This window comes from Amycolatopsis sp. MtRt-6 (assembly GCF_017308975.1).
Lineage (GTDB): Bacteria > Actinomycetota > Actinomycetes > Mycobacteriales > Pseudonocardiaceae > Amycolatopsis.
The window spans coordinates 1-24,819 of the sequence record NZ_JADWPD010000051.1 but is presented as its reverse complement, the minus strand read 5'-3'; the positions used below and the strand labels follow the sequence as shown (position 1 = coordinate 24,819).

25 protein-coding genes are annotated in these 24,819 nt (G+C 72.9%); 8 read left to right on the top strand and 17 right to left on the bottom strand.

Going from position 1 to position 24,819, the window contains the following annotated elements:
* Nucleotides 1-31: 31 nt before the first annotated feature.
* From I4Q55_RS47170 to I4Q55_RS47160, 3 genes are all read right to left on the bottom strand, one after another.
* Nucleotides 32-3,469, bottom strand: a complete 3,438-nt coding sequence (locus I4Q55_RS47170; RefSeq protein WP_206797443.1) for a beta-ketoacyl synthase N-terminal-like domain-containing protein — start codon at nucleotides 3,467-3,469, stop codon at nucleotides 32-34.
* Nucleotides 3,470-3,931: 462 nt separating this feature from the next.
* Nucleotides 3,932-4,180, bottom strand: a complete 249-nt coding sequence (locus I4Q55_RS47165; protein ID WP_242547995.1) for a hypothetical protein — start codon at nucleotides 4,178-4,180, stop codon at nucleotides 3,932-3,934.
* An 86-nt stretch (nucleotides 4,181-4,266) separates the two neighbouring features.
* Complete coding sequence (locus I4Q55_RS47160) at nucleotides 4,267-5,532, bottom strand: CdaR family transcriptional regulator (RefSeq protein ID WP_206797442.1); 1,266 nt, start codon at nucleotides 5,530-5,532, stop codon at nucleotides 4,267-4,269.
* Between the two features lie 461 nt (nucleotides 5,533-5,993).
* Between I4Q55_RS47160 and I4Q55_RS47155 the strand changes: the two genes are divergently transcribed.
* Complete coding sequence (locus I4Q55_RS47155; protein ID WP_206797441.1) at nucleotides 5,994-6,419, top strand: DoxX family protein; 426 nt, start codon at nucleotides 5,994-5,996, stop codon at nucleotides 6,417-6,419.
* Here the strand turns inward: I4Q55_RS47155 and I4Q55_RS47150 are convergent.
* Both I4Q55_RS47150 and I4Q55_RS47145 read right to left on the bottom strand, forming a co-directional pair.
* The gene (locus I4Q55_RS47150) at nucleotides 6,416-6,934 is read right to left on the bottom strand and encodes a VOC family protein (RefSeq protein WP_206797440.1); all 519 of its coding nucleotides are present in this window, start codon (nucleotides 6,932-6,934) and stop codon (nucleotides 6,416-6,418) included. The two genes, I4Q55_RS47155 and I4Q55_RS47150, sit on opposite strands and share 4 nt — an antisense overlap.
* A 294-nt stretch (nucleotides 6,935-7,228) precedes the next feature.
* Nucleotides 7,229-7,456 (bottom strand): hypothetical protein, encoded by a 228-nt coding sequence (locus I4Q55_RS47145; RefSeq protein WP_206797437.1) that lies wholly within the window; start codon nucleotides 7,454-7,456, stop codon nucleotides 7,229-7,231.
* Between the two features lie 67 nt (nucleotides 7,457-7,523).
* Here I4Q55_RS47145 and I4Q55_RS47140 point away from each other — a divergent pair, with 67 nt between their 5' ends.
* Nucleotides 7,524-8,393: an alpha/beta fold hydrolase gene (locus I4Q55_RS47140; RefSeq protein WP_206797436.1), complete on the top strand. Its 870-nt coding sequence runs from the start codon at nucleotides 7,524-7,526 to the stop codon at nucleotides 8,391-8,393.
* Between the two features lie 4 nt (nucleotides 8,394-8,397).
* Entirely contained in the window at nucleotides 8,398-8,988 is a 591-nt protein-coding gene (locus tag I4Q55_RS47135; RefSeq protein WP_206797435.1) for a TetR/AcrR family transcriptional regulator, read from the top strand.
* 157 nt (nucleotides 8,989-9,145) lie between these two features.
* Here the strand turns inward: I4Q55_RS47135 and I4Q55_RS47130 are convergent, their stop codons facing one another.
* The 3 genes from I4Q55_RS47130 to I4Q55_RS47120 form a co-directional block, all read right to left on the bottom strand.
* Nucleotides 9,146-10,270, bottom strand: coding sequence for a S1 family peptidase (locus tag I4Q55_RS47130; RefSeq protein WP_206797434.1), 1,125 nt, complete (start codon nucleotides 10,268-10,270; stop codon nucleotides 9,146-9,148).
* Between the two features lie 392 nt (nucleotides 10,271-10,662).
* Nucleotides 10,663-10,938, bottom strand: coding sequence for a hypothetical protein (locus I4Q55_RS47125; protein ID WP_242547994.1), 276 nt, complete (start codon nucleotides 10,936-10,938; stop codon nucleotides 10,663-10,665).
* A 223-nt stretch (nucleotides 10,939-11,161) separates the two neighbouring features.
* Nucleotides 11,162-12,874 (bottom strand): sulfatase, encoded by a 1,713-nt coding sequence (locus I4Q55_RS47120; RefSeq protein WP_206797461.1) that lies wholly within the window; start codon nucleotides 12,872-12,874, stop codon nucleotides 11,162-11,164.
* Nucleotides 12,875-13,155: 281 nt separating this feature from the next.
* On the opposite strand from I4Q55_RS47120, the gene I4Q55_RS47115 reads away from it, so the two are divergent.
* The 3 genes from I4Q55_RS47115 to I4Q55_RS47105 all read left to right on the top strand — a co-directional run bounded on the left by I4Q55_RS47115 (nucleotide 13,156) and on the right by I4Q55_RS47105 (nucleotide 15,187).
* Complete coding sequence (locus I4Q55_RS47115; protein WP_206797432.1) at nucleotides 13,156-13,350, top strand: antitoxin; 195 nt, start codon at nucleotides 13,156-13,158, stop codon at nucleotides 13,348-13,350.
* Nucleotides 13,351-13,426: 76 nt separating this feature from the next.
* The gene (locus tag I4Q55_RS47110; protein ID WP_206797431.1) at nucleotides 13,427-14,593 is read left to right on the top strand and encodes a VanZ family protein; all 1,167 of its coding nucleotides are present in this window, start codon (nucleotides 13,427-13,429) and stop codon (nucleotides 14,591-14,593) included.
* Between the two features lie 195 nt (nucleotides 14,594-14,788).
* Nucleotides 14,789-15,187: an ATP-binding protein gene (locus tag I4Q55_RS47105; RefSeq protein WP_206797430.1), complete on the top strand. Its 399-nt coding sequence runs from the start codon at nucleotides 14,789-14,791 to the stop codon at nucleotides 15,185-15,187.
* Between the two features lie 121 nt (nucleotides 15,188-15,308).
* Here the strand turns inward: I4Q55_RS47105 and I4Q55_RS47100 are convergent, their stop codons facing one another.
* The gene (locus tag I4Q55_RS47100) at nucleotides 15,309-16,016 is read right to left on the bottom strand and encodes an SDR family oxidoreductase (protein ID WP_206797429.1); all 708 of its coding nucleotides are present in this window, start codon (nucleotides 16,014-16,016) and stop codon (nucleotides 15,309-15,311) included.
* Nucleotides 16,017-16,090: 74 nt separating this feature from the next.
* On the opposite strand from I4Q55_RS47100, the gene I4Q55_RS47095 reads away from it, so the two are divergent.
* Complete coding sequence (locus I4Q55_RS47095; protein WP_206797427.1) at nucleotides 16,091-16,804, top strand: sugar isomerase domain-containing protein; 714 nt, start codon at nucleotides 16,091-16,093, stop codon at nucleotides 16,802-16,804.
* Here the strand turns inward: I4Q55_RS47095 and I4Q55_RS47090 are convergent.
* The gene (locus I4Q55_RS47090) at nucleotides 16,777-18,849 is read right to left on the bottom strand and encodes an MMPL family transporter (RefSeq protein ID WP_206797425.1); all 2,073 of its coding nucleotides are present in this window, start codon (nucleotides 18,847-18,849) and stop codon (nucleotides 16,777-16,779) included. The genes I4Q55_RS47095 and I4Q55_RS47090 overlap by 28 nt on opposite strands.
* An 87-nt stretch (nucleotides 18,850-18,936) precedes the next feature.
* On the opposite strand from I4Q55_RS47090, the gene I4Q55_RS47085 reads away from it, so the two are divergent.
* The gene (locus tag I4Q55_RS47085; protein ID WP_206797420.1) at nucleotides 18,937-19,383 is read left to right on the top strand and encodes a MarR family winged helix-turn-helix transcriptional regulator; all 447 of its coding nucleotides are present in this window, start codon (nucleotides 18,937-18,939) and stop codon (nucleotides 19,381-19,383) included.
* 261 nt (nucleotides 19,384-19,644) lie between these two features.
* Here the strand turns inward: I4Q55_RS47085 and I4Q55_RS47080 are convergent, their stop codons facing one another.
* The 7 genes from I4Q55_RS47080 to I4Q55_RS47050 form a co-directional block, all read right to left on the bottom strand.
* Nucleotides 19,645-20,271: a DUF4360 domain-containing protein gene (locus I4Q55_RS47080; RefSeq protein ID WP_206797459.1), complete on the bottom strand. Its 627-nt coding sequence runs from the start codon at nucleotides 20,269-20,271 to the stop codon at nucleotides 19,645-19,647.
* 184 nt (nucleotides 20,272-20,455) lie between these two features.
* Entirely contained in the window at nucleotides 20,456-21,331 is an 876-nt protein-coding gene (locus I4Q55_RS47075; RefSeq protein ID WP_206797419.1) for a spermidine synthase, read from the bottom strand.
* Nucleotides 21,331-21,690 carry an adenosylmethionine decarboxylase gene (gene speD, locus I4Q55_RS47070; protein ID WP_206797417.1) on the bottom strand — a complete coding sequence of 120 codons (360 nt, stop codon included), beginning with the start codon at nucleotides 21,688-21,690 and terminating at the stop codon, nucleotides 21,331-21,333. The genes I4Q55_RS47075 and speD overlap by 1 nt, the downstream gene beginning before the upstream one ends.
* Nucleotides 21,683-22,831, bottom strand: a complete 1,149-nt coding sequence (locus tag I4Q55_RS47065) for a type III PLP-dependent enzyme (protein ID WP_206797415.1) — start codon at nucleotides 22,829-22,831, stop codon at nucleotides 21,683-21,685. The genes speD and I4Q55_RS47065 overlap by 8 nt, the downstream gene beginning before the upstream one ends.
* Before the next feature lie 51 nt (nucleotides 22,832-22,882).
* A complete protein-coding gene (locus I4Q55_RS47060; protein ID WP_206797413.1) occupies nucleotides 22,883-23,359 on the bottom strand; it encodes an MSMEG_6728 family protein in 477 nt (158 codons plus the stop codon).
* 67 nt (nucleotides 23,360-23,426) lie between these two features.
* Nucleotides 23,427-23,732, bottom strand: coding sequence for a DUF1883 domain-containing protein (locus I4Q55_RS47055; protein ID WP_206797411.1), 306 nt, complete (start codon nucleotides 23,730-23,732; stop codon nucleotides 23,427-23,429).
* 101 nt (nucleotides 23,733-23,833) lie between these two features.
* Nucleotides 23,834-24,484 carry a hypothetical protein gene (locus tag I4Q55_RS47050; protein ID WP_206797410.1) on the bottom strand — a complete coding sequence of 217 codons (651 nt, stop codon included), beginning with the start codon at nucleotides 24,482-24,484 and terminating at the stop codon, nucleotides 23,834-23,836.
* Between the last annotated feature and the right edge of the window lie 335 nt (nucleotides 24,485-24,819).

Genomic DNA, 24,819 nt, shown 5'->3' with positions numbered 1-24,819 from the left:
GCGGTGGCGGCCGTGTGGTGGTGCGTGCGGCTCACGGGTGGTTTCCCCGAGCCGGCGGGTCGATCCAGAACCTGCTGGGCTGGAACGGGTAGCCCGGGAGCGGCACCCGCCCCGGGCGGGCACCGTCGTGCCTCGCGACCCAGTCGACGCCGTCGCCGCCGACCCAGCGGGCGGCCAGTTCCCGGGCGGCACCGGGCGGCCCGGCCAGGTCGGTCCCGGCGGCCAGCAGCGCGTCGAGTGCTTCGACGGCCTCGGCCGCGGTCGTCGCGACCACGGCCGCGCGGGCGGCGAGCTCCCGGCGTCCGACGGCGAGGGTGTAGGCGACGTCGGCGAGGCCCGGCGGGTCGGCCGCGAGCCGGTCCCGGAGCGCCGCAAGCGCCTCCCGCAAGGCTTTTCCGTCCCGCGCGGACACCGGCAGGACGTGCGGGCCGTCCGCCGTCACCCGCGGCCCCGGCACCGGGGCCTCCTCGACGATCACGTGGACGTTCGTGCCGCCCATGCCGAACGCGCTGACCCCGGCCACCCGCCGTGGCACCGCCGGCCAGTCCGCGGCCTTGACCGGCACGTAGCACGGCCCGCCGGCCAGGTCGACCTCCGGATGCGGCGCGGTGAAGTGCAGGTTCGGCGGGATCACGCCGTGCCGCACCGAAAGCACCGCCTTGATCAGCCCGGCCACCCCGGCGGCCGCGTCGAGGTGCCCGATGTTCGTCTTGACCGAGCCGAGCGCGCAGGAGCCGGCCGGGACGTCCCGGTACACCCGGTTGAGCGCGGCCACCTCGATGGCGTCGCCCAGCGGGGTGCCGCTGCCGTGCGCCTCGACCAGCCGGACCTCGGCCGGGTCGACGTCGGCGACGGCCAGTGCTTCGGCGATCGCCGCCGCCTGGCCCGCCGGGCTCGGCACGGCGTACCCGGCACGGTCGGCGCCGTCGTTGGTCATCGCCCAGCCGGGCAGCACGGCGTGGATGTGGTCACGGTCGGCGAGCGCGTCGGACAGCCGCCGCAGCACCACGACCCCGGCGCCCGAGCCGAACCCGGCGCCGTCGGCCGCGATGTCGAACGACCGGCAGCGGCCGTCCGGCGAAGCCATCCCGCCGGCGCGGTACCGCGGCCACGTCACGCTCACCCCGCCGGCGATCGCCAGGTCACAGCGGTATTCGGCGAGGCTCTGCGCGGCCAGCCCGACCGCGGCGAGCGAGCTGGAACAGGCACTTTGGACGGCCACCGCGGGCCCGGTCAGGCCCAGCCGGTAGGCCACCTGGCCGGGCAGGTGGTCGGCGAGCTGCCGGCCGGGCAGCCTGCCCTCCCAGTCGTCGGGGTCGACGTCTCCGGTGACGGCCGGGTTCCCGAACAGGTGGAACAGGAAGTACCGGTTCACGCTCGTGGCGGTGAACACGCCGACCGGGCCGTGTTCGCGCGCCGGGTCCCGGCCCGTGTCTTCCAGGGCGCGCCACGCCGTCTCCAGGAAGAGCCGGTGCTGCGGGTCGGTCAGCGCGGCTTCCTCCGCGGTGAACCCGAAGAACCCGGCGTCGAAGTCCTCGACGCCGTCGAGCCGGCCCCCGGCCCGCACGTGTGCCGGGTCGGCCCGCAGGCCCGGGCCGATGCCGAGCGCGGCCAGCTCGTCGTCGGTGTAGTCGTGAATCGCGTCGGTGCCCGCGCAGAGGTTCCACCAGAACGCGCCGGCGTCCGGCGCGCCGGGGAACCGGCAGGCGAGCCCGACGACGGCGATCAGGTCACCGCCGGGTTCGGCCTCGCCCCCTTCGCCCGTGGCGGCCGGCTCGGCGTCCGAAGTGGACGGTTCGAGGTAGGCGGCCTGCGCCGCGACCGTCGGGTGCTCCAGCAGGTCCAGCAGCGGGATCTCGGCCCCGAACTCCGCGGCCAGCCGCTGCTGAACCGTGCCCAGCAGCAGGGAATGGCCGCCGACGTCGAAGAACGCGTCCGTGGTGCCGATCCGGTCGTGCCCGAGCACCGCGCACCAGATCGCGTGCACCCGGCGCTGCGCCGGCGTCATCGGCCCGGCCGCTTCCAGACCCGCGGCCGGCCGGGGGTCCGGAAGCGCTTCCTCGTCGAGCTTGCCGCTGACGGTGAGCGGGAACGCCGGGACCGCGGTGACGGCCGTGGGCACCGCGTGCCCGGGCAGCACCTCGGCCAGCGCGGCCCGCAGCGCCGTCCCGTCCGGACGGCTCCCCGCCGCCGGGACGACGTAGGCGAGCAGTTCGCCGTCGCGGACGATGGCGCGGGCTTCGGCCACTTCGGGCAGTTCGGCGAGCCGGGCTTCGACCTCGGTCAGCTCGATCCGGAACCCGCGCACCTTGACCTGCCGGTCGAGCCGGCCGAGGCAGACCAGGTTCCCGTCCGGGAGGACCCGGCCGAGATCGCCGGTGCGGTAGCTGCGGACGCCGCCCCGGGTGCCGAAGGCCGGGCTCGGCTCGTCGAAGTAGCCGTCGACCAGGTACTCGCCGCTGACTTCGAGCTCACCGCCGTCGAGCACGGTGAGCGTGTAGCCGGGCAGCGCGGTCCCGATGGGCAGCGGGCCGGTGGCGGTTTCCCCGACGTCGGCGGCGGTCAGCCGGTACTGCGCGGCGAAGGTGACTTCGGTGGCGCCGTAGCCGTTGACGAACACGCACCCGGGGGCGAACCGGCCGCGGCGGACGTCGGCGTAGGTGGCCTGCTCGCCGCCCAGCAGGACGGTCCGCACCGAGGGCAGGTCGCCGTCGAGGGCGTCGAGCAGGTAGCGGTAGACGGTGGGCGTCGAGTGGTAGACGGTCACCGCGTGCCGCGCGAGCTCGCGGGCGGCGTGGGCCACGCCGTGCGCGCGGACGTCGACCGGCACCACGGTGGCGCCGGTCAGCAGCGCCGGGTAGAGGTCGGGGATGGCCGCGTCGAAGCCGAAGGAGGCCAGCAGGCTGACCCGGTCGGCGGCGGTGATGCCGAGCGTCGCGATCTGGTTGTCCACGACGTGCAGCAGGTTGCGGTGGGTCTGCGCGACCGCCTTCGGCGTCCCGGTGGAGCCGGAGGTGAACAGCACGTAGGCCGGCGTGTCCGGGCCGGGATCGGGCACCGGCAGCGGCGCGGTGTCCTTTCCCGACGGCACGACGCGGGCGGCGCCGGGGCGGCACAGGGCTTCCGCCAGGTCGAGGTGCCCGGGATCGGCCAGCACGGCGGCCACCCGGGCGGCCGCGACCTGGTGGGCGAGGCGGTCCCGCGGGAACGTCGGGTCGAGCGGGACGTAGGCGCACCCCGCCGCGAGCGTGCCGAGGATGGCGGAGACGGCCGCCGTGCCGTGCCCGGTGACCAGGCCGACGAACTCCCCCGGCCGGACCCCGGCATCGAGCAGCCGCGCGGCGTGCCCGCCGGCCAGCGCGGCGAGCCTGCCGTAGCTCACCGCCTCGCCGTCGGCGAGGACAGCGATCCGATCGGGCGACAGCCGGGCGATTTCCGCGAAACGTCTGAGACAACCGGCTTGCGTCATCGCCGGCAGTAGGCCCCCGACGGCGAATGGGCGCGCGGAAACCAAGGTGGTGACGTCGACTTCATCTCACTCCCCAGTGCGATTGACGAAGAATCACGCAAGGTTAAGGGTCACGACGCCGTACTTGGGTACGCAATCCGCAGAGTTCAGCCGAATGACCTATCGATCCTGAGCCGGTAGCACCAGTTTCCCACGCCATCCACAGCGACGGCGACCCTGAATACCACTGTGGACAGTCGATCGACTACGGATGGTGATCACCGAGAATTCCCCGGACACATTTGGTCGGATATTCACCGACAACCGTTTTCACCCGCTTTGTTTCGTGGCACACGGGGAGCGCATTTCACGAAATCGATTCAGCCACGGGTTCGCGCATCCGAGTCCACACTGGACGGCGAGCGTCAAGGCGCGCCGAAGCCCGGCACGACGACCGTGGTCGTGCCGGGCTCGAGGATCGGCTCAGCCCGCGTGGGCCAGCAGCCCCGGCCCCGGCGGCGCGCTGCGCACCAGGCACGCGTGGCACGGCATCCCGCGCAGCCCGTCCAGAACCTCGGCCTCCCCCGGGCAGATCGCCTCCCCGCACAGTGCCGTCAGGTGGTCCGGCACCGGGCCGGCGGGCACGGGGATCAGGTGACAGACGCGTCTGCTCTCGCCGACGACGCCTCGGCGTAGCCGCACCAGTGCGAGCATCCCACCGTTCTCACCCATGAGGGTGACCGTAAAGGAAGATCAGCGGGCCGGCTTCGTGTCCGGGGCCCAACGATCTTGGGCCCCGGTGGTCCGGGACACCAAACTCACCCCGGCGAGAGCACGGCCGCGCCCAGGCGGCGGCAGAGGGCGAGCGCCAGCTCGATGTCCAGCCGTCCCTCGGCGAGGCCGCGGGGCAGCAGCTCCTGCGCCTTGCGGACGCGGTACTGCACCGAGTTCTTGTGCATCGTCAGCTCGGCGGCCGCCGCCGTGTAGCTGCCGCCGGTGGTCAGGAACACCTGCAGCGTCTCGCGCAGCCGCCCGCAGTTCTCCTCGTCGGCGGCCAGGGGCCCGAGCGTGCTCGCGACCCACAGGCGGGCCGCGTTGAGGTCGCTCGTCATCAGCGCCACCGTGCCGACCTCGCGGAACGTCAGCACGCGGTCGCAGTGCTCCCCCGCGGCCAGCGCCAGCGCGTGCACCCGGCGGGCCTGCTGGTGGGTGTCGCGGAAGCCGTCGACGCCGGTGCCCGGGTCGCCGACGGTCACCCGCACGCCGGCTGCGGCTTCCGCGAGCGCCGCGTCGAGCTGCTCGCGGCCGACCGACGTGCCCGGCGCGAGCGGGAGCCACACCCAGGCGCTGGCCTCGTCGCGGGGCACGAACAGCGGCCGCCCCTGCCCGCGGACGCGCTCGAACACCGCGCCCGCGACCGACTCCAGCAGTGACAGCGCGTCGTCGACGAAGGCCTCCGAAGCGTGCCAGACGATCATGCCCACGTGGGTGCCGCGCAGGCGGTAGCCGATGACCGCTTCGGCCGCGTCGACGTCGGGCGGTCCGCCGTTGCCGTCGAGCAGGTCCGCCACCTTCGCCGCCCGCGCGGCACTGCGGTTGAGCAGCCAGCGGTCGCGTTCGTCCTGGTAGACGCCGACGAGCTGGCGGACGACCCGGGTGATGAACTCGTAGGCGACCCGCAGCAGCCGGCGCATCATGGCCCCGAGCAGCGCCGCGTCGTCGACCAGCCGGGTGCACTCCTCGAACCCGAAGTCGAGCATCGCGGCCTGCCCGAGGTCGTACGCGCGGATCAGGTCGAACACCGGGGTGCCGCGCTGCGCCAGCCGCCGGGCGTACTCCATCGCCGCGGCCGGCGGCTCGACGGTCGCCGGGTCGATGCCGTGCCGGAAGATCTGCAGCGCGGTCTCGATGTTCTGGTACACGCTCGCCGAGAGCAGGCTCACCATCCGCTCGTCGTCGTTGACCAGCTGCGGCAGATCGGTGGCGTACAGCTGGACCAGCGTCCCGGTGAGTTCGCCCGCGCGCCCCTCGAGGGTGGCGGCGATCTGCCGGATGCGCTCCGAGACGACTTCTTCGTCCACCATGGAGCCACTCTACGGGGTCGTGGATCAGCACGTCCGCGGAACGTGTCGATCAAGTCGAACGTCCGCGGTCAGGAGCCGCCGGCGGCCGCCGCTCGTCCACATCGGATATCGACCGGCCATTCGGGTGCACGACATACGACATTCGGATCCCGCTATTTTGTTAAGTTCACCGTTAAGCAGCCACATCGAAAGACTCGAAAATAATCGCGAAAGAGCGGGCCCGATTATCCGGCGGTCTGGACCACAGCGTGAAGATCACCCGTACGGCGGCTTTTCCTTGGCAGCCAAGGCCACCTGGTCGGCGGCGCTGCGGAACCCCTATTTTCGAAAGCCGCTTACACGACATTTGGTGCTTGTGGCAACTCTCCACGAGCGGTATATCTGAGTGACCGGAATTCGCACATGGCCGGCGCCACCGCCGGCCGGTTCGATGCCGCCCTCTCCCGCTCACCGGAGGCACCATGCATCGCCTGGACCAAGCCCGTGACCACGTCATCGGGCTCTACCGCATCGTCATCGGTTTCCTGTTCGCCTGTCACGGCCTCAAGACGCTGTTCGGCCTGTTCGGCGCGAAGTCCACCGCCGCTGTCGGGGCCTGGCCCGGCTGGTGGGCCGCGGTCATCCAGCTCGTGTGCGGCGCGCTCGTCTGCGTCGGCCTCGGCTCCCGGATCGCCGCCGTGCTCGGCTCCGGCTCGATGGCCTACGCGTACTTCGTCGTCCACCTGCCGGCCGCGCTGTTCCCGATCCAGAACGGCGGCGAACTGGCCGCGATGTTCTGCTGGTCGCTGCTCCTCGTCGCGTTCATCGGTCCTGGCCGCTTCGCCCTCGGCAACCTGGCCGTCCGCCAGCGGACGTCGGAACCGGCCCGCGCCCGCGCCACAGCCTAGGAGGGGCGGGAAATCCCGACGCCGCTGCGCGCGTCGGGACCGTACTTCGCCAGCTCCGCCGCGAGGTCGAGCCGACCGGTCGACGCGCTCTTCGTCCGGTCCGCGTCGGTCAGCAGTTCCCGGGGGATGATCCAGACGACCTCGAATTCCAGCCCGCTGGGATCCTTGGCGTACAAGGACTTCGTGGTTCCGTGGTCGGACGAGCCGACCAGCGCGCCCGCTTCGGTGAGCCGGGCGGCGAGCCGCTCGAGGTCCCCGAGGGTGTCGACCTCCCACGCCAGGTGGTACAGCCCCACCGACGTCCGCCCGGCACCCGAATCCGCGGCGTCCGCGCCGATTTCGAAGAGGCCGAGGTCGTGGTCGTTGACCGACCCCGGTGCCCGCAGGAACGCCGCGCCGCGGTGGGCATCACCGCCGTCGGTGTACCCGAAGCCGAGCACGTCCCGGTAGAACGCCACGCTTTCGGCCAGGTCCCGGACGTAGAGCACGGCGTGGTTCAGGCGGAAGATCGACATCAAGGCTCCACGGGCAAATCGGTTGAAGTTTCAACTTAACGTTAAGTGCACACCACTTACGGGTCAACCCGCGAGGAGCCCGCGCGGCCGGACGGGACCTACTCTGGGTAGGCCGGTGACCGACCGGGCGACAAACCTTCTACACCGCATCGAGGCCCTGGTCAGCACTCCCGCCGGTTCGTAGGGTGAGTCCACCGCAGGGCACCGTGTCAGCTGTCCCGCGGGCGGTGGTGCCCCCGGATCCGACCTTTCCCCGAAGCCAAGTCCCGGGGCACCACCGCATTCCAGGCACCGTCACAGCGCGGCAGCCGGGTCCACTGTGGACACCCGTAGCGGCGACCCGCCCGCGCCGGGCCGGGCCGGGAAGCCGGCCTCGCCGGCACCACCCGGAGCCCGCTCAACGGCCTGGCCGGAACCGGCGTGCGCCTCCTCGCCGTCGGCGGCGCGGCCACCCTCCGCACCTCCGGCGGCACGCTCGTCCTCGACACCCGGGCTTCCCCCGCCGAACAGCCTCGCCACCACCGGACCCGGTTCACCGTCGCCGCCCGACTGATTTACATACATACACCATGTATGTAACCTGGCCCGCATGACGAAGCGCAGCGAATCACTGGGTCAGGAGCACCGCGTCCGGCTGCCCGCCGGCGAAGTGCGGTACTGCGAGCGAGGCACCGGAGCGCCGGTGGTGTTCGTCCACGGGGTGCTCACGAACGCCGAACTGTGGCGGAAGGTGGTGCCCGACGTCGCCGCGGCCGGGTTCCGGTGCCTCGCTCCCGATCTGCCGCTGGGCGCGCACGACATCCCCATGCGTGCGGACGCCGACCTCTCCCCCGTCGGCAACGCCGACGTCATCGCGGACTTCCTCGACGCGCTCGACCTGCGGGACGTCACCCTCGTCGCGAACGACACCGGCGGCGCGCTGACGCAGATCCTGCTCAGCCGCCGTCCGGAGCGGGTCGGGCGGGTCGTGCTCACGCCGTCGGACTGCTTCGAGTACTTCTTCCCGCCGATCTTCCGGTTCCTGCCGCCGCTCGCCCGGATCCCCGGCTCCATGGCCGTGCTCGGGCAGCTGCTGCGGATCCGCGCGCTCCACCCCTCACCGCTCCTGTTCGGCTGGGTGACCAAGCGGCCGTTGCCGGACGCTGTCGCGCAGGCCTACCTCGCACCGCTGCGGAAGTCCGCCGGGGTGCGGCGCGACCTGCGGAAACTGCTGCGGGACGTGCACCCGCGGCACACGCTGGCCGCCGCCGAGGCGCTGCGGACGTTCGACCGGCCGGTGCTGCTCGCGTGGGCGACCGACGACAAGCTGTTCCCGATCCGGCTGGCCCACCGGCTCGCCGCCCTGCTGCCGGACGCGAAACTCGTGGCGGTGCCGGACTCCTACACCTTCCTGTCCGAGGACCAGCCCGCCGTGCTGGCCCGCCACGTCGTCGAGTTCGCGGGCGTCATGGCAGATTAGGCGGGTGCGACGTACCCAGCAGGACCGTTCCGCCGGCACGAAGGCCGCCCTGGTCGCCGCCGCGCGCGAGCTGTTCGCCGCCCGCGGCTACCAGGCCGTGCCGGCCGACGAGATCACCCGCGCCGCCGGGGTCACCCGGGGCGCGCTGTACCACCACTACGCCGACAAGCAGGGCTTGTTCCGCGCCGTCGTCGAAGAACTGGAACGCGAGCTCACCGAAGAGGTCCGGGCCGCGTTCGCCGCCGGCCCGGACCCGCTTTCCGGCATGCTGCGGGGCCTCGGCGTCTTCCTCGACGCCTGCCAGCGCGACGAGGTCCGCCGCATTTCGCTCACCGACGCGCCCGCCGTGCTCGGCTGGGACGTCTGGCGCGAGATCGAGGCGGAGTACGGCCTCGGCCTGATCGTGACCGTGCTGGAGCAGGCCAGAGCGGACGGGCTGATCGTCGAGCTGCCCGTCCGGGCCCTGGCCCAGCTCGTGCTCAGCGCGGTGATGGAGGCGGCGCGCATGGTCGCCGCGGCCGGCGACCCGGCCCGGACCCGCGCCGAGGTCCAGCAGGTCCTCGGCGGCTGGCTCGGCAGTCTGCTGCGGACCTAGCGGGTCCGGGAGGTGCGCGGCACCGCGGCCCCCACCTGCGTGCCGGCCACCAGGTCGAGGTCCGCCGAGGTCTCGAAGAGCCGCCTGCCCGAGCCCACCACGCTCTACCGGCGGCGGCCGCCGGATTCGGCGCGCCGCCGCCGGCTGTGGTCACCGGCTACGCCGTCACCAGCGACAGGCCGTAGGTCTGCAGGATCTCGTTGACCGGCTGGAACCACGTCTCGCCGCCGGAGCCGCAGTTGCCCCAGCCACCGGAGGTGACGCCCTGGGCCTGGTCACCGGTGATGAACGAGCCGCCGGAGTCGCCGGGCTCGGCGCAGACGTTGGTGCGGGTCATCTGGTAGACCGCGCCGTCCTTGTAGTTGATGGTTTCGTTCTGGCCCAGCACCGTGCCGCAGTGCCAGTGCGTGGTCGAGCCCGAGCGGCACACCGACGTGCCGACCGGCGCGACCCAGGACCCGCGGACGAGCGCGTCGCTCACCGTGCCCCAGCCGAGCACGACCGGCGCGGTCCACCAGCCGCCGCCGATGCGGATGAACGAATAGTCGTTGCCGGGGAAGGAGGACCCGGCGAAGGTGCCCATCCACGAGCCGTCCCAGCCGACGACCGAGCTGCCCGTGCCGCCGCAGTGGCCGGCGCTGACGAACCCACCGTGCACGGAGAACCCGATGGAGCAGCGGGTGTTGCCGTTGATGTAGTAGGGGTCGCCGCCGACGGTGCCGGCCGCGAAGGGCTGAGCGGCCGGCGCGGTCCGGACGGTGACCGGGCCGGCTTCGCGGGCTTTCGCGAGGAAGGCGTCGACGTCGGCACCGTGGGCACCCGGCTGCAGGGTCACCACGACGCTGCCGGCCCGCGGGTCGGCGTGCCAGCCGCTGACGGCGGCCGGAGCGGGATCCGCCTTGGCCGCCGCGTCGATCGCGGCCTTCGCGGCGTCGAGCTTCGCGGCGCTGGTCCGGGCCGCGACGGGTTCGGCCCCCGCCTGCCGGACGGCGGCGGCCGCGGCCGGGTCGGTCACGCCGACGACGAGCTTGCCCCGCGCGGGGTCGAACCACGCCCCGCCGAACGCGGCGCCGGCGGCCCGCTGCGCGCCGGGCAGCACCCGGGCGGCGGACATTTCCTGCGTGAGCCGGGCCGACGCCTGCGCGGCGGTGAGCCCGAGATCCCGCTGCATGGCGGCGATCAGCCCGGGCGACGCCTGGGCGGCCGCGGGGGTGAGGGCGGTCAGGGTGGCGGTGAGGACGGCGGTGGCGCCGCCGAGAGCCAGGGCGATTCTTCGACGCATGGGGACTCCTCCAGGGCCGGGGGAAAGAAACACACCGTCCGCCGAGTGTGCGGGCGAAGCCTGCGCCGGGTCCAGATTTGTCCGGTCTTCTGTCCGGATTTCCCTGCTGTCCACAGTGTACTTGTGTTGGCGGACAACGCTTTTCTCGCGCACAACCAAGGCGCGGAACGGCCACCGGCTCGCCCCGCGCCGTGTCACAACCCCTTCTTCGCGGCGTCGCACAAAGGTCTGAACCAGTACAACACGACTTCAGGCACAGTGGCGCGAACCGGAGTCTGCCGGGCACCGGACGTGCCCGGCAGTCCCTTCGCGCGGCTTTCGCCGCCGAATTCCGGGCACGCCGCCGCCCGGCCACCGGGAAAAACGGTGACCGGGCGGTTCTGTGCGCGATATCAGATTTCGTCGACCCGGTAAGCGATCACCTGGGCGGGCACCAGCAGCGCACCGGAGCACTCCGCGACGGCCGGGCCGAATCCGTAGGGCACCGGAAGACCGGCGACCAGCCAGAAGGCGGTGCCGTTCGAACAGTGCGCGAGCACGCGGTATCCGTAGCCCTCACCGGGAAAGCAGCTGACCGACACGCCCTGTCCGAACAGGATCCCGTAGCGCTGGCCGAAGCAGCCGGGTGGCGCGAAATCACCGGCGGCCGCGGCCGCAGGCCCGACCATCAGACCGAACAGGGAAAACACAGCGATTGCGAAAACCGTGCATTTCCTACGCATGAGCACTCCTCAGCGCCGAGAACCCGACACGACGAGCGTAGAAGTGCGAAAGAATTACCGGCAATTCATCGGGCCAGTGAATCGACGCGCAGCGGAAAGTCACAGCGCTGCTCCATCCGGGCTAGCGAGCGCCCCCGGACGGCCGCGCCGCACTGTCCGAAGCGGACGGTCAGTGCGCGAAGGCGTTGAGGAAGCGGTCCCGGAAGGAGTCCATCTTCCAGATCGGCGCCTTCGCACCCGGGCGCAGGCCGTCCTCCCAGCCCCAGCCCGCGATCCGGTCGAGGACCTTCGGGTCCTTCGCCACGATCGTGATCGGCACGTCGTGGACCGCGCCCTGGGGGGTCACCACCGGGGGCTGGTGGTCGCCGAGGAACACCAGCACGAGGTTGTCGTCTCCGTACTGCTTGACGAACGAAATCACCGTCTTCAGCGAGTAGTCCGTCGCGTCGCGGTAGGCCTCGCGGATCTTCTCCGGGTCCTTCCAGACCGACTCCGGCGCTTCGCCCGCCGCGGGCTGCGGGGCGAACACCGAGCCGTCGCCGACCTGGTTCCAGTCCACCAGCCAGGGGCGCGGTGACCACGGTGCGTGGCTGGACACCAGGTCGATCTCCGCCATCACCGGCCGCTGGGCCGTGTTCGCGAGCTCCTTGCGCTGCAGCATCGACAGCGAGAACTGGTCCGGCATCGTGGCGTAGGCGAAGCCCGGCCCGTGGTACCCGATCGATCGGGCGTCGTAGTAGGCGTCCGGGTGGTAGAACTTCTGTCCCTCCGGCCAGTCCTTCGTGTGCGCGGGCACGTTCCAGACCGTCCGCCAGCCGGCCCGCTGGAACGCGCCGCCGAGGGTCAGCCGGTCGCTGGCGAGCAGGTCGTTGTACCGCTGCTGGTTGTCGATCCACATCCCCGACTGCACGGTCGAGTGCGCCAGCCAGCTGCCGCCGCCGAACGTCGAGGACGACAGGTACGCGCTCTTCGCGCCGATGCCGGCCGCGCGCAGCTCGGCCGTGCCCGCGTCCAGCGTCGGGCCGATCTTCGCCCCGATGACCGGGTCGTCGAGCGCGACCCGCCCGTAGCTTTCCACGAAGGTGAGCACGACGTTCTTGCCGCGCAGGCCGTTCAGCAGGTGCGCGCCCGGGGTGGTCCGGAAGGCGTCGTCGGCGGCCACCTCCGCGAACGGCCGCTGGTCACGCAGGTCGGCGCCGACCTGGCGCAGGTCGCCGTAGGCCAGCGCGGCGGCGCTCTGCGCGGCGAGCGGCTGCCCCGGCGCGATCTCGACGCCGAACACCGACGAGACGATCCAGACCACCGAGAGAACGGCCACGACCCGCGTCGCGCCGGTCCGCCGCCCGGCGGCCACCCGGCTCAGCCGCAGCACCGCCAGGACCATGAACACCACGACGGCCAGCGCGAGCACCCCGGCGCCGGCCAACGCGGCGATCGTGGCCGCGTCGCCGATCTGCCCGGCCAGGAACTCGACGCCGGCGTGGAAGAAGCTCCAGTCGTAGATCGGGTCGAACGGCTTCTCGAGGGTGGCGTAGAACCCGGTGTCGAGCGCCTTCATCAGGGTGAACAGCCCGAGGCCCAGCCCGACGACCACGGCCGCCACCCGGCGCGGCCGCGGCGGCAGGACCAGCAGGAACGCGCCGATCACGAGCCCTTCGACCGGCACGCGCGCGAGCGCCGCGACGGAGAACGAGCTGAGGTCGTCCGGGGCGAGGAGCGCGAACAGCACGAGCAGCGCGGCCAGCGCGGTGAGGATCCGGTTCGCGACGACGTGCTGCCGCCGTCCGGGACGGGGCAGCCCGAAATCGGGCAGGGCCGCCCCCGCGACCGGGGTGCGGCGGCGAACCCGCCGTACCAGCGGCAGACCGATGTTTCCGACCATGGCGAGCCTCACGTCGTGGTGCACGGTGGTGACCGCCGTCCCGTGCGGCCGGGCGGCGATCGTCACCCCGATATACGGGCCACGGCGGCGCGCGGTTCACGCGCCCCCCGTCACGGGCGGGCCGGCGGTACCCCGGCCCGTCACGCGCAAACCCCCGCACCCCGCCTTTCACCCGGGGAAACACCGAAATCCCCGGCGCAGGGGAAGGAGCGTTGCGGGCCGCCTCCCCCGGTGTTCTCCTCGAAGAGCCCGAAGATCGAATTTCCGGAGGAGGGCCCGCGATGAATCTGTTCGACAAGGCGAAGGAAGCGCTCGGGAAGCACCCGGACCAGGCCGACCAGGGCGTCGACAAGGCCGCCGAAGCCGCCAAGCAGCGCTTCGGCCAGCACGCCGACAAGATCGACCAGGGCTCGGACAAGGTCAAGGACTACCTGCACAAGCAGGGCGGCGGGCAGCAGGAGGCGCCGCCGCAGTGAGCCCGGTCCGGTGCTCGCCCAGCCGCCGGCGGGGAAGCACGCTTCGCCGCCGGCGAGGCTGGGTACCACCGGCTCCGTGGTCACCACCTACCTCGTCCCCGTCCGGACCGCCCTGCTCCTGTTCCCGCTCGTCGCGCTGGCCGTGATGCTCCCGGCCGCGTTCGTCAGCTACCGCCGCCGCGGCCGCGCCGGCGGGTGGCCGACCTTCGTCTTCTACGCGTTCCTGTTCTACCTGCTGGCGATCGCGACGCAGACGGTCCTGCCGCTGCCCGCCGACCCGGCCTACTGCGCGGGGCACACCTACGCCAGTTCCCCGCAGCTGCGGCCGTTCTACTTCGTCGAGGTGGTTTCCCAGCGGGCCCGCGGCCGGTGGAGCCCCGGCGCGCTGCTGCACAACCCCGCGGTCTGGACCACCGCGCTCAACGTCGTGATGCTGGTGCCACTGGGGTTCTACGTCCGGTACGCCCGGCGGACGCGGCTGCTGCCCGCCACCCTGATCGGCTTCGGCGTGTCGCTGTTCTTCGAGCTGACGCAGCTGACCGGCCTGTGGTTCGTCTACCCGTGCCCGTACCGGCTCTTCAGCGTCGACGACCTGCTGCTCAACACCGCCGGCGTCGTCGCGGGCTGGCTGCTGGCCGGCCCGCTCGGGCGCCTCCTCCCGGCGCCGGAACCCGAGCACGACCGGCGCCGCTACGCCACGAAGGTCACCTTCACGCGGCGGCTGTTCGCGCTGGCCACCGACCTGCTCGGGTTCGCCGCGCTGCTCGGGTTCCTCTTCGGCCTGCTGACGCTGTTCGGCGAGGACCTGCGCCACCGCGACACGCCGGTCGTCGTCCTCGCCCTCGTGTGGTTCGTGGTGCTGCCGTCCGTCACCGGCTCGACGCCCGGCAAGCGCGCGATGCTGCTGCGGGTGGCCCGCCGGGGCGGGCGGCGGGCCGGACCGGTCGCGCTGCTGGTCCGCAACGGCGTCCTGCTCTCGCCGCTGTGGCTCGCCTGGTTGCTGCTGGACCTCGACCGCTGGGACCTGGCCCACCACCCCGAGCAGCTGCTCCTGCCGGTCGCGCTGGCCGCGTCGGTGTTCGTCGTGGGCGTCTGGACGCCGCTGGCGGTGCTGCTCGACGACGAGCACCGGGCGCCCTACGAGCGGCTGACCCGCACCGTGAACGTCGCGGTCGTGCCGCCGGCGGCCGCGGAACCGCCGCCGGCGCCCGCACAGCCCGCGGAAGTCCTTAAAGGACGGTGACGGGGCACCACCCTGCCCGGGGCGGGCGGCGCTGGTAGATTGCGTCCGGAACGGGTTGAGCCGCCGGCCCGTGTCCACCCGTCCCCTCCCTGGAGCGGCATGACGTCCACCGATACCCGTGTCGACGAGCCCGGTTCCGGGCATGAAGAAGGGGAGGGCCTCCCCACGGGGGCGGGCACGGCGAAGGAGGCGGACGTGAAACTCCGATTTGTCCGGCACGAACTCGGCATCTCCCCCGAGCTTTCCGAACTGGCGCGGGTCCGCCACTGGGTCCGGACGGTCCTGCGCGGCTTCCCGGCGGCCTTCGTCGGCACGGCGGTGACGGTGGTGGACGAGCTGACGTCGAACGCGCTGCGCCACGGCCGCGCGCCCTACCACGTCCGGCTCCTGCCCGGCGCAGCCAAGCTGCGCATCGAGGTCGACGACGGCGGAGGCGAGCCCGCCCGCCGCCGGGCACCATCCGACCACGGCGGGCGCGGGCTCCTGCTGGTGGAGCGCTGCGCCGCGGCGTGGGGCCAGCTGCGGCGGCCCAGCGGCAAGACCCTGTGGGCCGAGCTGGCCACCGACCCCGACCCGGCCGGTGCCCGAGGCTGATCCGGCACACCCCACGCCCACCATCGCGATCGACGGCCCCGCGGGCCGGGTGGCCCGGCTCGGCGCAACCGGCCGCGACACCCGGGTTCCCGCCCGAGCGGCCGGCGGTCAGCGGCGGCGGTCAGCGGTACGGGCCCTGCCCCACGGGGCGAACCAGGATCTCGTTCACGTCCACCGTCGCGGGCTGACCGACCGCATACAGCACCGCGCGAGCCACATCCGCCGGGTCGAGCTTCGGGTCCTGGGAGCGCTCGGGCGGAATTCCACCGGTGTCGACCAGGCCCGGCTGGACCAACGTCACCCGGACGCCGGTGCCCACGCACTCGGCGCGGATCGACTGGGCCAGGCCGGTGACCGCCCATTTCGTGGCCGAATACAGGTTTCCCGGCCGCACCCCGCGGCCCGCCGCCGAGCCGGTCAGCACGAGGTGACCGCCGGATTCGACGAGGGCCGGGAGGGCCGCACGGGCCGTCAGCGCGGGGCCGTACACGTTGGCCAGCACCATGTCCCGCCACTCGTCCGGCGGTGCTCCGCGGTGGCCGAGGAACGACGTCACCACGCTGGTGCCCGCGTTCGCGAAGACGACGTCCAGCCGGCCCCACCTCTCCCGCACCCGGGCGACCAGCCCGTCGAGCTGCGCCCAGTCGGTGACGTCGCAGGCGACCGGCCAGACCCGGTCGGGGCCGCCGAGCTGTGCGGCGAGTCCGGCCAGCCGGGTTTCGTCGCGGGCGACGAGGACCAGGCGGTAGCCGGCTTCGGCGGCGAGCCGGGCGGTGGCGGCTCCGATGCCCCGGGAGGCGCCGGTGATCAGGAACACGGAATCGGTCACGAGCGCGAGACTAGCCAACCGCCCCCGCAATGGTCTAGACCATAGAGGTCACTGTCACCCAGCTAGGAGCATCCGTGGACTTCACCACCGACTTCGGCGCCGCGGCACGCGAGCACCTCCGCCTGATCGAAGACCGCAACGCCGCCACCCTCGACGAGGTGGCCGGCCGGCTCCTCGACGTCGTCCGCGCCGGCCGGCTGGTGCACACCGCCGCCGCGGGGCACAGCCTGGCGGCCGTGCTGGAGACCTTCTACCGCGCCGGCGGCCTGGCCTGCGTGCGCCCGCTGTTCCACCCCGGCCTGCTGCCCCTGCACGGCGCCCAGGCCAGCACCCAGCTGGAACGGGTCCCCGGCCTGGCCGCGACGCTGGTCGCGCAGGCCCAGGTCCGGCCCGGGGACGCCGGGATCGTCTTCTCCAACTCGGGCGTCAACGCCTTCCCGGTGGAAATGGCCGACGAACTCCGGAAGCGGGGCGCCTACGTCGTCGCCTTCTCGTCCCGGCCACACATGGACAGCGCCCCGGCACGCTCCTTCGCCAAGCTCGGCGAACTGGCCGATGCCGTGCTGGACACGGCGATCCCGCCGGGCGACGCGGTGGTCCCGACCCCCAGCGGGACCACGGCGGCGCTGTCCACCCTCTGCTCGACCTACCTGTGGAACCTGCTGCTCGTCCGCCTCACCGCACTGGCCGGCGACATCCCCCTCTGGCAGAGCTCGAACCTCCCCGGCGGCGACGCCGCGAACGAGGGCTTCCTCGGCCACTACCGAACCCGGGTGCCGATGCTGTAGCCGGAGGACGGCCACCAGACGCGCCGCCCGGCGTCGATGGTCAGCGCCGGCACCAGCAGCGACCGGACCAGCACCGTGTCCAGCAGGACCCCGAACGCCACGATGAACGCGATCTGCGCCAGGAACAGGATCGGGATCACCGCCAGCGCCGAGAACGTCGCCGCCAGCACCACCCCGGCCGACGTGATCACCCCGCCCGTCACCGTCAACCCGCGCAACGTCCCCTCGCGCGTGCCGTGGGTCAGCGCCTCCTCCCGCACCCTGGTCATCAGGAAGATGTTGTAGTCGATCCCCAGCGCCACCAGGAACACGAAGCCGAACAACGGCACCACCGGGTCCGCGCCCGGGAAGCCCAGGAGGTGGTTGAACACCAACGCCGACACACCCATCGTCGCCGCGAACGAAAGGACCACCGTCGCGATCAGCAGCAGCGGGGCGAGCAACGACCGCAGCAGCAACGCCAGCACCAGGAAGATCACCAGGAGCACGATCGGGATGATCAGCGCGCGGTCGTGCTTCGACGTCTGCCGCGTGTCCAGCTGGATCGCCGTCGGGCCGCCCACCTTCGCGTTCGCGTCCGGGATCGCGTGCACGGCGTCGCGCAGCCTGCCGACGGTGGCGACCGCCGCTTCCGAGTCCGCCGGGTCCGTCAGCACCGACAGGACCTGGACGCGGCCGCCGGCCACCTTCGGGCGGCCGTCGGGGCCCGGCACCGGGAACGACTGCGCCACCCCGTCCATTGTGGACGCCTGGAGGACGGCCGGCAGCGCGTCCGCGTCGGCGATCGTGACCGCGGGCGCGCCGAGGCCGCCGGGGAAGTGCCTGCCGAGGATTTCCTGGCCCCGCCCGGAATCGACCTCGGTGAGGAACACGTCCGACTGCGCGGTCCCGGACGCCTTGAGCTGCGGCAGGAACGCGACGCCGACCCCGAGCACCAGCGCCGTCACCACCCAGACCGCGCGCGGACGGCGGCCGACCAGGCGCGCGACCCGGCCCCAGAGCCCGGACGCCTCGGGGTGCGGCGACCCCAGCGCCGGCTTGAACGGCCAGAACGCGCCGCGGCCGCACAGGGCCAGCGCCGCCGGCAGGAACGTGGTCGACGCCAGCAGCGCCGCACCGATGCCGATCGCCGCGACCGGGCCGAGGCCCTTGTTCGAGTTGAGGTCGCTGAACAGCAGGCACAGCACGCCGAGCACGACCGTGCCCGCCGAAGCCACGATCGGTTCGAGTGTCGCGCGCCAGGCGAGCCGGATGGCGTCGAACCGGCTCGGCGTGTCGCGCAGCTGCTCGCGGAACCGCGCGACCAGCAGCAGCGCGTAGTCGGTCGCCGCGCCGAAGACGACGATCGAGAGGATGCCCTGGCTCTGGCCGTTGAGCGCGAGGACGTCGTGTTTCGCCAGCAGGTAGACGACGAGGCTGGCGAGCCCGAGCGCGAACACCGCCGAGAGCAGTACCAGGAAGGGCAGCAGCGGGCTGCGGTAGACCGCGACGAGGATCAGCGCGACCACGCCGCCGGCGACCAGCAGGAGGATGCCGTCGATGCCGCCGAACGCCTCGACCAGGTCGGCGACCTGCCCGGCCGGCCCGGTGACGAGCACGGTCAGCCCGGCCGGGGCGCCGCCGAGGCGGGCCCGGACCTCCTTGACGACGTCGGCGGGGTTGCCGTCGGCGGCGACCGGCACGGACAGCTGCACCGCCTGGTCGTCGCGGGGTGCCCGCTGGGGCTCGCCGAGCGGGCCGGCCACGCCGGGGACGCTGCCCAGCTCCCGCGCCCTGGCCTCGAGGAACCGCCGGTCTTCGCCGGTCAGGCCGCTCGGGCGTTCGGCGACGACCGTCGCGGGCAGCACCTGGCGCGGGTTGAACGCCTTCTGCTCGTCGGCGACTTCGGTGGCTTCGGCCGAGCGCGGCAGGAAGGCGGCGTTGTCGTTCTTCGCGACCTCGCCGAGCTTGCCGGCGAACGGGCCGCCGAACCCGCCCAGGCCGAGCCAGGCGATCACCAGGAGGGCCGGGACCAGCCAGCGGAGGCGGGGCGGGTTCTCGTTCATGGTCGCTAGAGTCCTTTCGAGCGCGAACACGCCCAATTGTTCAGCAAGCTGAACATTCCGCACGACGAACCCGACGATCCCCGACTGATGGCGAGCACAGCGACGGTGAGCACAACCTCCGAACCCGACCTGAGCACGTGGCCCACCGGCCGGTTGCTGGCCGTGGCCGCGCGGCTGGCGGAGCAACGCTGGGTGGCCACCCTGGACGGCATGGGGCTCACGCACGCGGGTCTCATCGCGCTGCACACCCTGCGCGAGGGACCGCTCCCCCAGCGGACGCTGGCCCGGCGCTGCCAGGTGACCGACCAGACGATGAGCCGCACGCTCGACCGGCTGACCAGGGCCGGGTTCGTCAGCCGGGCCGCGGACCCGGCCGACGGCCGCCGTCAGCTGACCCGGCTGACCGAGCGCGGGCGGGCCGTGCACGAGCAGGCCGTGCGTGCCGAGCCCGCCCTGCTCGGCAGCCTCGCCGACGACGCCGCGTTCCGCGCCGGCCTGCTGGACCTGATCACCCGGCTGTCCGCGGGCGATTGAGCTCGCGCGGCGCTGGGTAGCTCTTCTCCATGTGGATCGCGGTGAGCACCCCAGTGGCCGTCCTGATCGCTACCGTCCTGATGGAGCGGTTCGAGCGACGATGCCGCCTGGTCCCCGAGACCGAACGCCGGCCGGTCCGCAACTGACGTCCGCCACCTGATCGGTGTTCAACGGATTTCGCCGTTTCCGGCGCACACGGCAAACCCGCGCACCGGCCGGGGCGCCGGTGCGCGGGTTTGCCGTGACAATGACCGCCGAAATTCAGCAGGTCTTCCAGGCGAACTGGTAAATCGTGTCCACGCTCGCGTGTTCGGAATCCATTTCGATGTAACTGGAACCGGACGAGGAACCCGCGTCCGCGCGCAGTTCCGCATTGATGTTCAGGTTGCGGCTCTCCCCGCACGGTGCGTACACCAGCTCAGCCACCTCGGTGGTGTCGGTGGCCCGCCACACGCCGTGGAACGGGCCGGTGAAGGTGTGCCGCACCCGGGCGGTCGGGGCCGTCCCGGTGAAGTAGTAGTTGGCCTGCTCGATCGCGCTCGCCCCGCTCTCGATGTGCGCGAAGCCGCGGTAGTGCGCCTGGGCGATCGCGTACGTGAACCCTTGCGGCACGTGGACGAGCACGTTGATCTGACAGTTCTTCCGGGCGTCGAGCGCCGAGGCCCCACCACCGGCCTTCGCGGTGAAGTTCTTGAAGCGCACCGTGAACGACGTGTTGTCGGGCGCGACGTCGGCCGAGGCGGCGGCCGTGCCCGCCGGGCAGCCGGAGCCGTTGATCGTCTTGATGTCGAGCGTGATCTTTTCGGTCGGAACCGACGACGCCGGAGAATCGACGGGAGCGGCGAGGGCGGACAGAATCATTGCGGCTACGACCGACATACCGAGCATGACGCTCCTCCAAATGGGCCACGGTGCCTTGGTGGTGATGATGATCGCGCGCGGAGAGGATCGTAGCGCGATCGCAACCTTTTCGACGGCCACTGAACGGAGTAACACGCAGCGTGCAGCGCGCGGGAAATCCATTTCCCGCCAATTCACCTTTCCGAGCGCGGGATATTCGGGGAATCGAAGGTCAAGACCGCGGGCCCGCGCCACCGCCCCGGCGGAGGGAATGGGGCGGGGTGCAGCCGCCGAGCAGCGCTTCGGCGTCCAGCGTCGCCGCCGTGCTCCCCCGCTCCGCGAACCGCCGGGCCACCAGCGCGCCCGGGTCCTCGACCGGGTCCGCGCGCCCGGACAGGAAGGCCCACTCGTGCTCGTCGGAACCGAAGTACAGCACCGACGCGAACACCTCGCCGAACCGCCGCCACGACGCACGCAGCGTCTCGTTGCGCCACAGCGTCGGGCAGCCCGCCTGGCAGGTCACCACCCCGCCGGGCGCCAGCACGCGGGCGCAGCGGGCGAGGAAATCCGTGCCGTACAAGCGGTTGTGCTGGGCGTCCGCCTCGGCGTTCTCGTCCGGCAGGTCGATCACGACCACGTCGTAGGTCTCGCCCCGGCGCCCGGCCGCGGCGAGGAAGGCCCAGCCGTCCGCATAGGACACCCGGACCGCCCCCTCGCCCCGCTCCGCCCGCGCCAGGTCCGCCGGGGTGTAGCCGTAGGGCAGGTGCTCGGCGCAGGCGCGGACGGCCTGGGCGTCGATGTCCACGTGGTCGACCAGCGAAGCCCCCGCGGCGACCGCCAGCTCGCTCGCGACCCCTTCGCTCGACCCGATGACGAGCACCCGCCGCACCCGCTCGGCCAGCAGGAGCGCGGGCACCATCAGCGCTTCGTGGTAGACCAGCTGACTGGCTTCGGTGCTCTGGCGCTCGCCGTCGCAGAACAGCGAAACCCCTTGCGCGGTCGTGCCGATCAGCACCTCCTGGTAGGGCGTGCGCTCGTGGAACCGCACGTCGCCAACCGCCCAGACGCGGGTGAGGCCGTCGCCGACCGGCTCGTGGATCAGGGGCATCAGCGTTCTCCCCGGTGCAGGACCGACAGGTGGACCGAAGCGGCGTGCAGCGACGTCGCCAGCAGCCGCAGGGCGTGTTCGGGATCGGCGCGTTCCCCGCAGGTGAACACGTCGGCGAAGAGCGACCCGTGCTCCGGGTACGTGTGGACGGACGCGTGCGACTCGGCCAGCAGCGCGATCACCGTGGCCCCCTGGGGCGCGAACCGCTGCGCCACGACGTCGAGGACCGTCGCGCCCGCCTCCGTCACCGCGGCCCGCAGCAGCTCCCCGAGGCGCACCGGGTCGTCGAGCAGGTTCGGGTCGACGCCGTGCAGCTCGGCGAGCACGTGCCGCCCGGTGAACCGGCCGACGTCAGGCATCGCCCCACCGCCCGAGGAAGCAGGTGCGCAGCGGCTCGATCCCGTTGAAGCCCACCGACGCGTAGCTCGCGGTGTAGGCGCCGGTGCCCGGCAGGTCGAGCCGGTCGCCGGTCCGCAGCGCCAAGGGCAGGGCGTACGGCGTCCGCTGGTAGAGCACGTCGTCGCCGTCGCAGGTGGGCCCGGCGAGCACCACCGGGCCGTCCGGGCCGCCGGGGGCACCCACCGGCTCGAACCGGTAGGCGATGGCTTCGTTCTCGGCCTCGGCGAGCCCGTTGTAGCGGCCGATGTCGAGGTACACCCAGCGCCGCTCGTCCCGCCGCGCGACCAGCACGACCTCGGTCCGCAGCAGACCGGCGTCCGCGACGAGCACCCGGCCGGGTTCGAGCAGCAGCTCCGGGCGACCGGCCGGGAAGTTTTCCGCCAGCGCCGACGCGATCGTCGCCGCGTACGCGGCCAAGGACGGGACGGCCGTGCGGTGGGTGGTCGCGAAGCCGCCGCCGAGGTTGAGCCGCGTCATCGCGACACCCTGCGCCGCGGCCTCGTCGAACAGCTTCGCCGCCGTGGCGATGCCGATCTCCCAGGCCGTGACGTCCGGCTGCTGCGAGCCGACGTGGAAGGCGACGCCGGGCCGCAGTCCGCGCGCTGCCGCGCGCAGCACCAGGTCGAGCGCTTCGGCCGGGGCGCAGCCGAACTTCCGGCCGAACGGCGTCGCGGAGTCCGGCGCGTCGAGCACGACGCGGATCGACACGGCCGAGCCCGGCGCGTACCGGCCCAGGTGGTCGACGTCGGCCGGGGCGTCCGAGGTGAACTCCCGGACGCCGTGCTCGAACGCGAAGGCGACGTCCCGGGGCTTCTTGATCGGGTTGCCGTAGGCGATCTCCGCCGGGTCGGCACCGCGCTCGAGGCACAGCCGCAGCTCGGCGGGCCCGGCGACGTCGAAGCCGATCCCGGCCGCCACCAGCGCGTCGAGCACCGGCGGCGCCGGGTTGGCCTTGACCGCGTACCGGATCAGCGCGCCGGGGAACGCCGCGCCGAACTCCCGCGCCCGGGCCGCGACGACGTCGGTGTCGACGACCAGGCACGGCGTCGGCGGGTCGCGCTCCTCGAGGAAGCGGCGGATCCGGGTGAAGTCGGCGCACACGGGCGCCAGTGTCGCAAACCGGGGCCGGGTGAACCGCCACCGGTGGCCGGCTCAGGCGGTCCGGGCCGGGCGGTCCGACGGCGGCCACACGTAGGGCAGGTCCGGGGGCACGCCGGGGAACTGCGCCGCGTAGTGGTCCGGGTCCTTGCGCACCAGCGCCGACCGGTGGCTCCGGTGCAGCGCGTCGTCGCCCAGCCACGGCGGCACCTCACCCGCGGCGGTGAGGTCCGCCTGCGTCCGGACCTCGGCCGCGCCGGCCGACCGGGTGAACTCGTCGGCCAGCTTCACCGCGCACGTGTCGGCCGCGCCGAGCTCGCGCCACACCGCGCAGACGTCGAGGCCGTAGCGCGTCAACGCCTCTTCGTACCCCGTCCACATCTTCGCCGCCGGGTGGTGGCGCCAGCCGTAGCCGGGGATCACGAGGGCGCGCAGCACCTGGAGCGCCTCGACGCGCTGTTTGCCCAGGCGGCGGCGGTCGAGCGCGCGGGCACTGGCGGTGAAGCCGACACACGGCAGGAAGGTCTGCATGCGTCCCGGGTACCCGCGGTGGCTGCCCGGTCACCCCTTCGGCGGCCCCGGAACGCCGAAGGGGTGCTCACCGCGGTCCGCCGCGTCCACGAGCGGCGACGGCGGCGTCCGGTTCGACGCTCACCCGGGGGCGCAGGGGCCGGGCTTCGAGGCCCTCGACGTCGATCACCAGGAACCAGTGGGCGTTCGCCGGGATGTGGATCTTGAACATCGGTGCGGTGGCCACCCCGCCGTGCATCCGGTAGTACTGCCGGCGCCGGTAGGCCTGGAAGTTGACCGCGGTCAGCAACCTGACGTTGGCCATCGCGTCCAGGCGGACGGTGACCACCGCGTCTCTTCGCACCTTCCCGAGGTCGAACACGCTCGCTTCCATCTCAATCCCTCTTCCACGCATGGTTTTCGGTTCGGGTCCTGCGGTCGCGGGCAGCGCGGAACGCGCCGCGGAGCACACGACGGGCGGAAGATCGGGACGGACTAGCCGGGTCCGGTGCCCGGTTCGCACGGCCGCCACAGCGGCACGAAGACCCCGTGCGTCCAGGGGGACGCGCGGAAGTGGTGGGGTGCGTGCCCGGAGGCGAGGAAGGCGGCCGGAGTCGTGGAGCCGGCGCCGGTGGCGACATCGGGCGACACGGGGGCGCCGGGGTGCGCGGGCGTGCCGCCGGGGCGGTGGCCGCGGGCCTGCGCGGTGGCTTTCACGTGAACGGCACGTGCGCCGTGGTGCGATCCGGCCGGGGCCTGCTGCTTCGGGACGGCGGCGGTGGTGGGCGCGAGCGGCCGGACATCGGTCACCCCCGCCGCGGTCCGGACGGGCGAGATCACGGGCGGAGCCGGGTGTGGTGGCCGGAAGACATCGGTGACCGGCGCGACGATGGGCCGTCCGACGGTGTCTTCGACCGGGGTGAGCAGGTCGCCCACGACGGGGGACGTGGCGCCGAGCACGGGTGCGAGGAGGTTCGAGGTCACCGGTTCGACAAGGGTGGCCAGGGGCCCGAGCAGGCCGGCCACCGGCCGGGCGACGACATCGGTGAGGGGTTTGACGAGGGCGGCGACGGGCTTGGCGACCGGAGCGAGCACGGCCCGCGCGGCGGAGGTGAGCGGCCGCGCCACCGGCACGACGGCGCGCACGAGGTGCGAGGCCGGTTTCGTGATTGCGCGCAGGGGCGCGAGGGAGGTTCCGACGGCTTTCGCGACCGGCTGGGCTCCACCGGCCACCGATCCGGCAACGGCGGTGGTGAGCTCCCCGATCGGTGAGAGGACTGTCCCGACGGCCCGAGCAACCGGCTCGACGGCAGCTTTGCCCACCGGCTCGACAACGGCTCCGAGGGCGCGTGTCACGGGCTCGGCGGCACCGGCCGGCGGCGGGTCGGCCACCGCTGCTGCGCGGCCGGGTGCTGCGCCTGCGCGGTCGGCCACCGCGGCTGCGCGGTCGGCCGCTGCGGCTGCGCGGTCGGCTGCCGCGG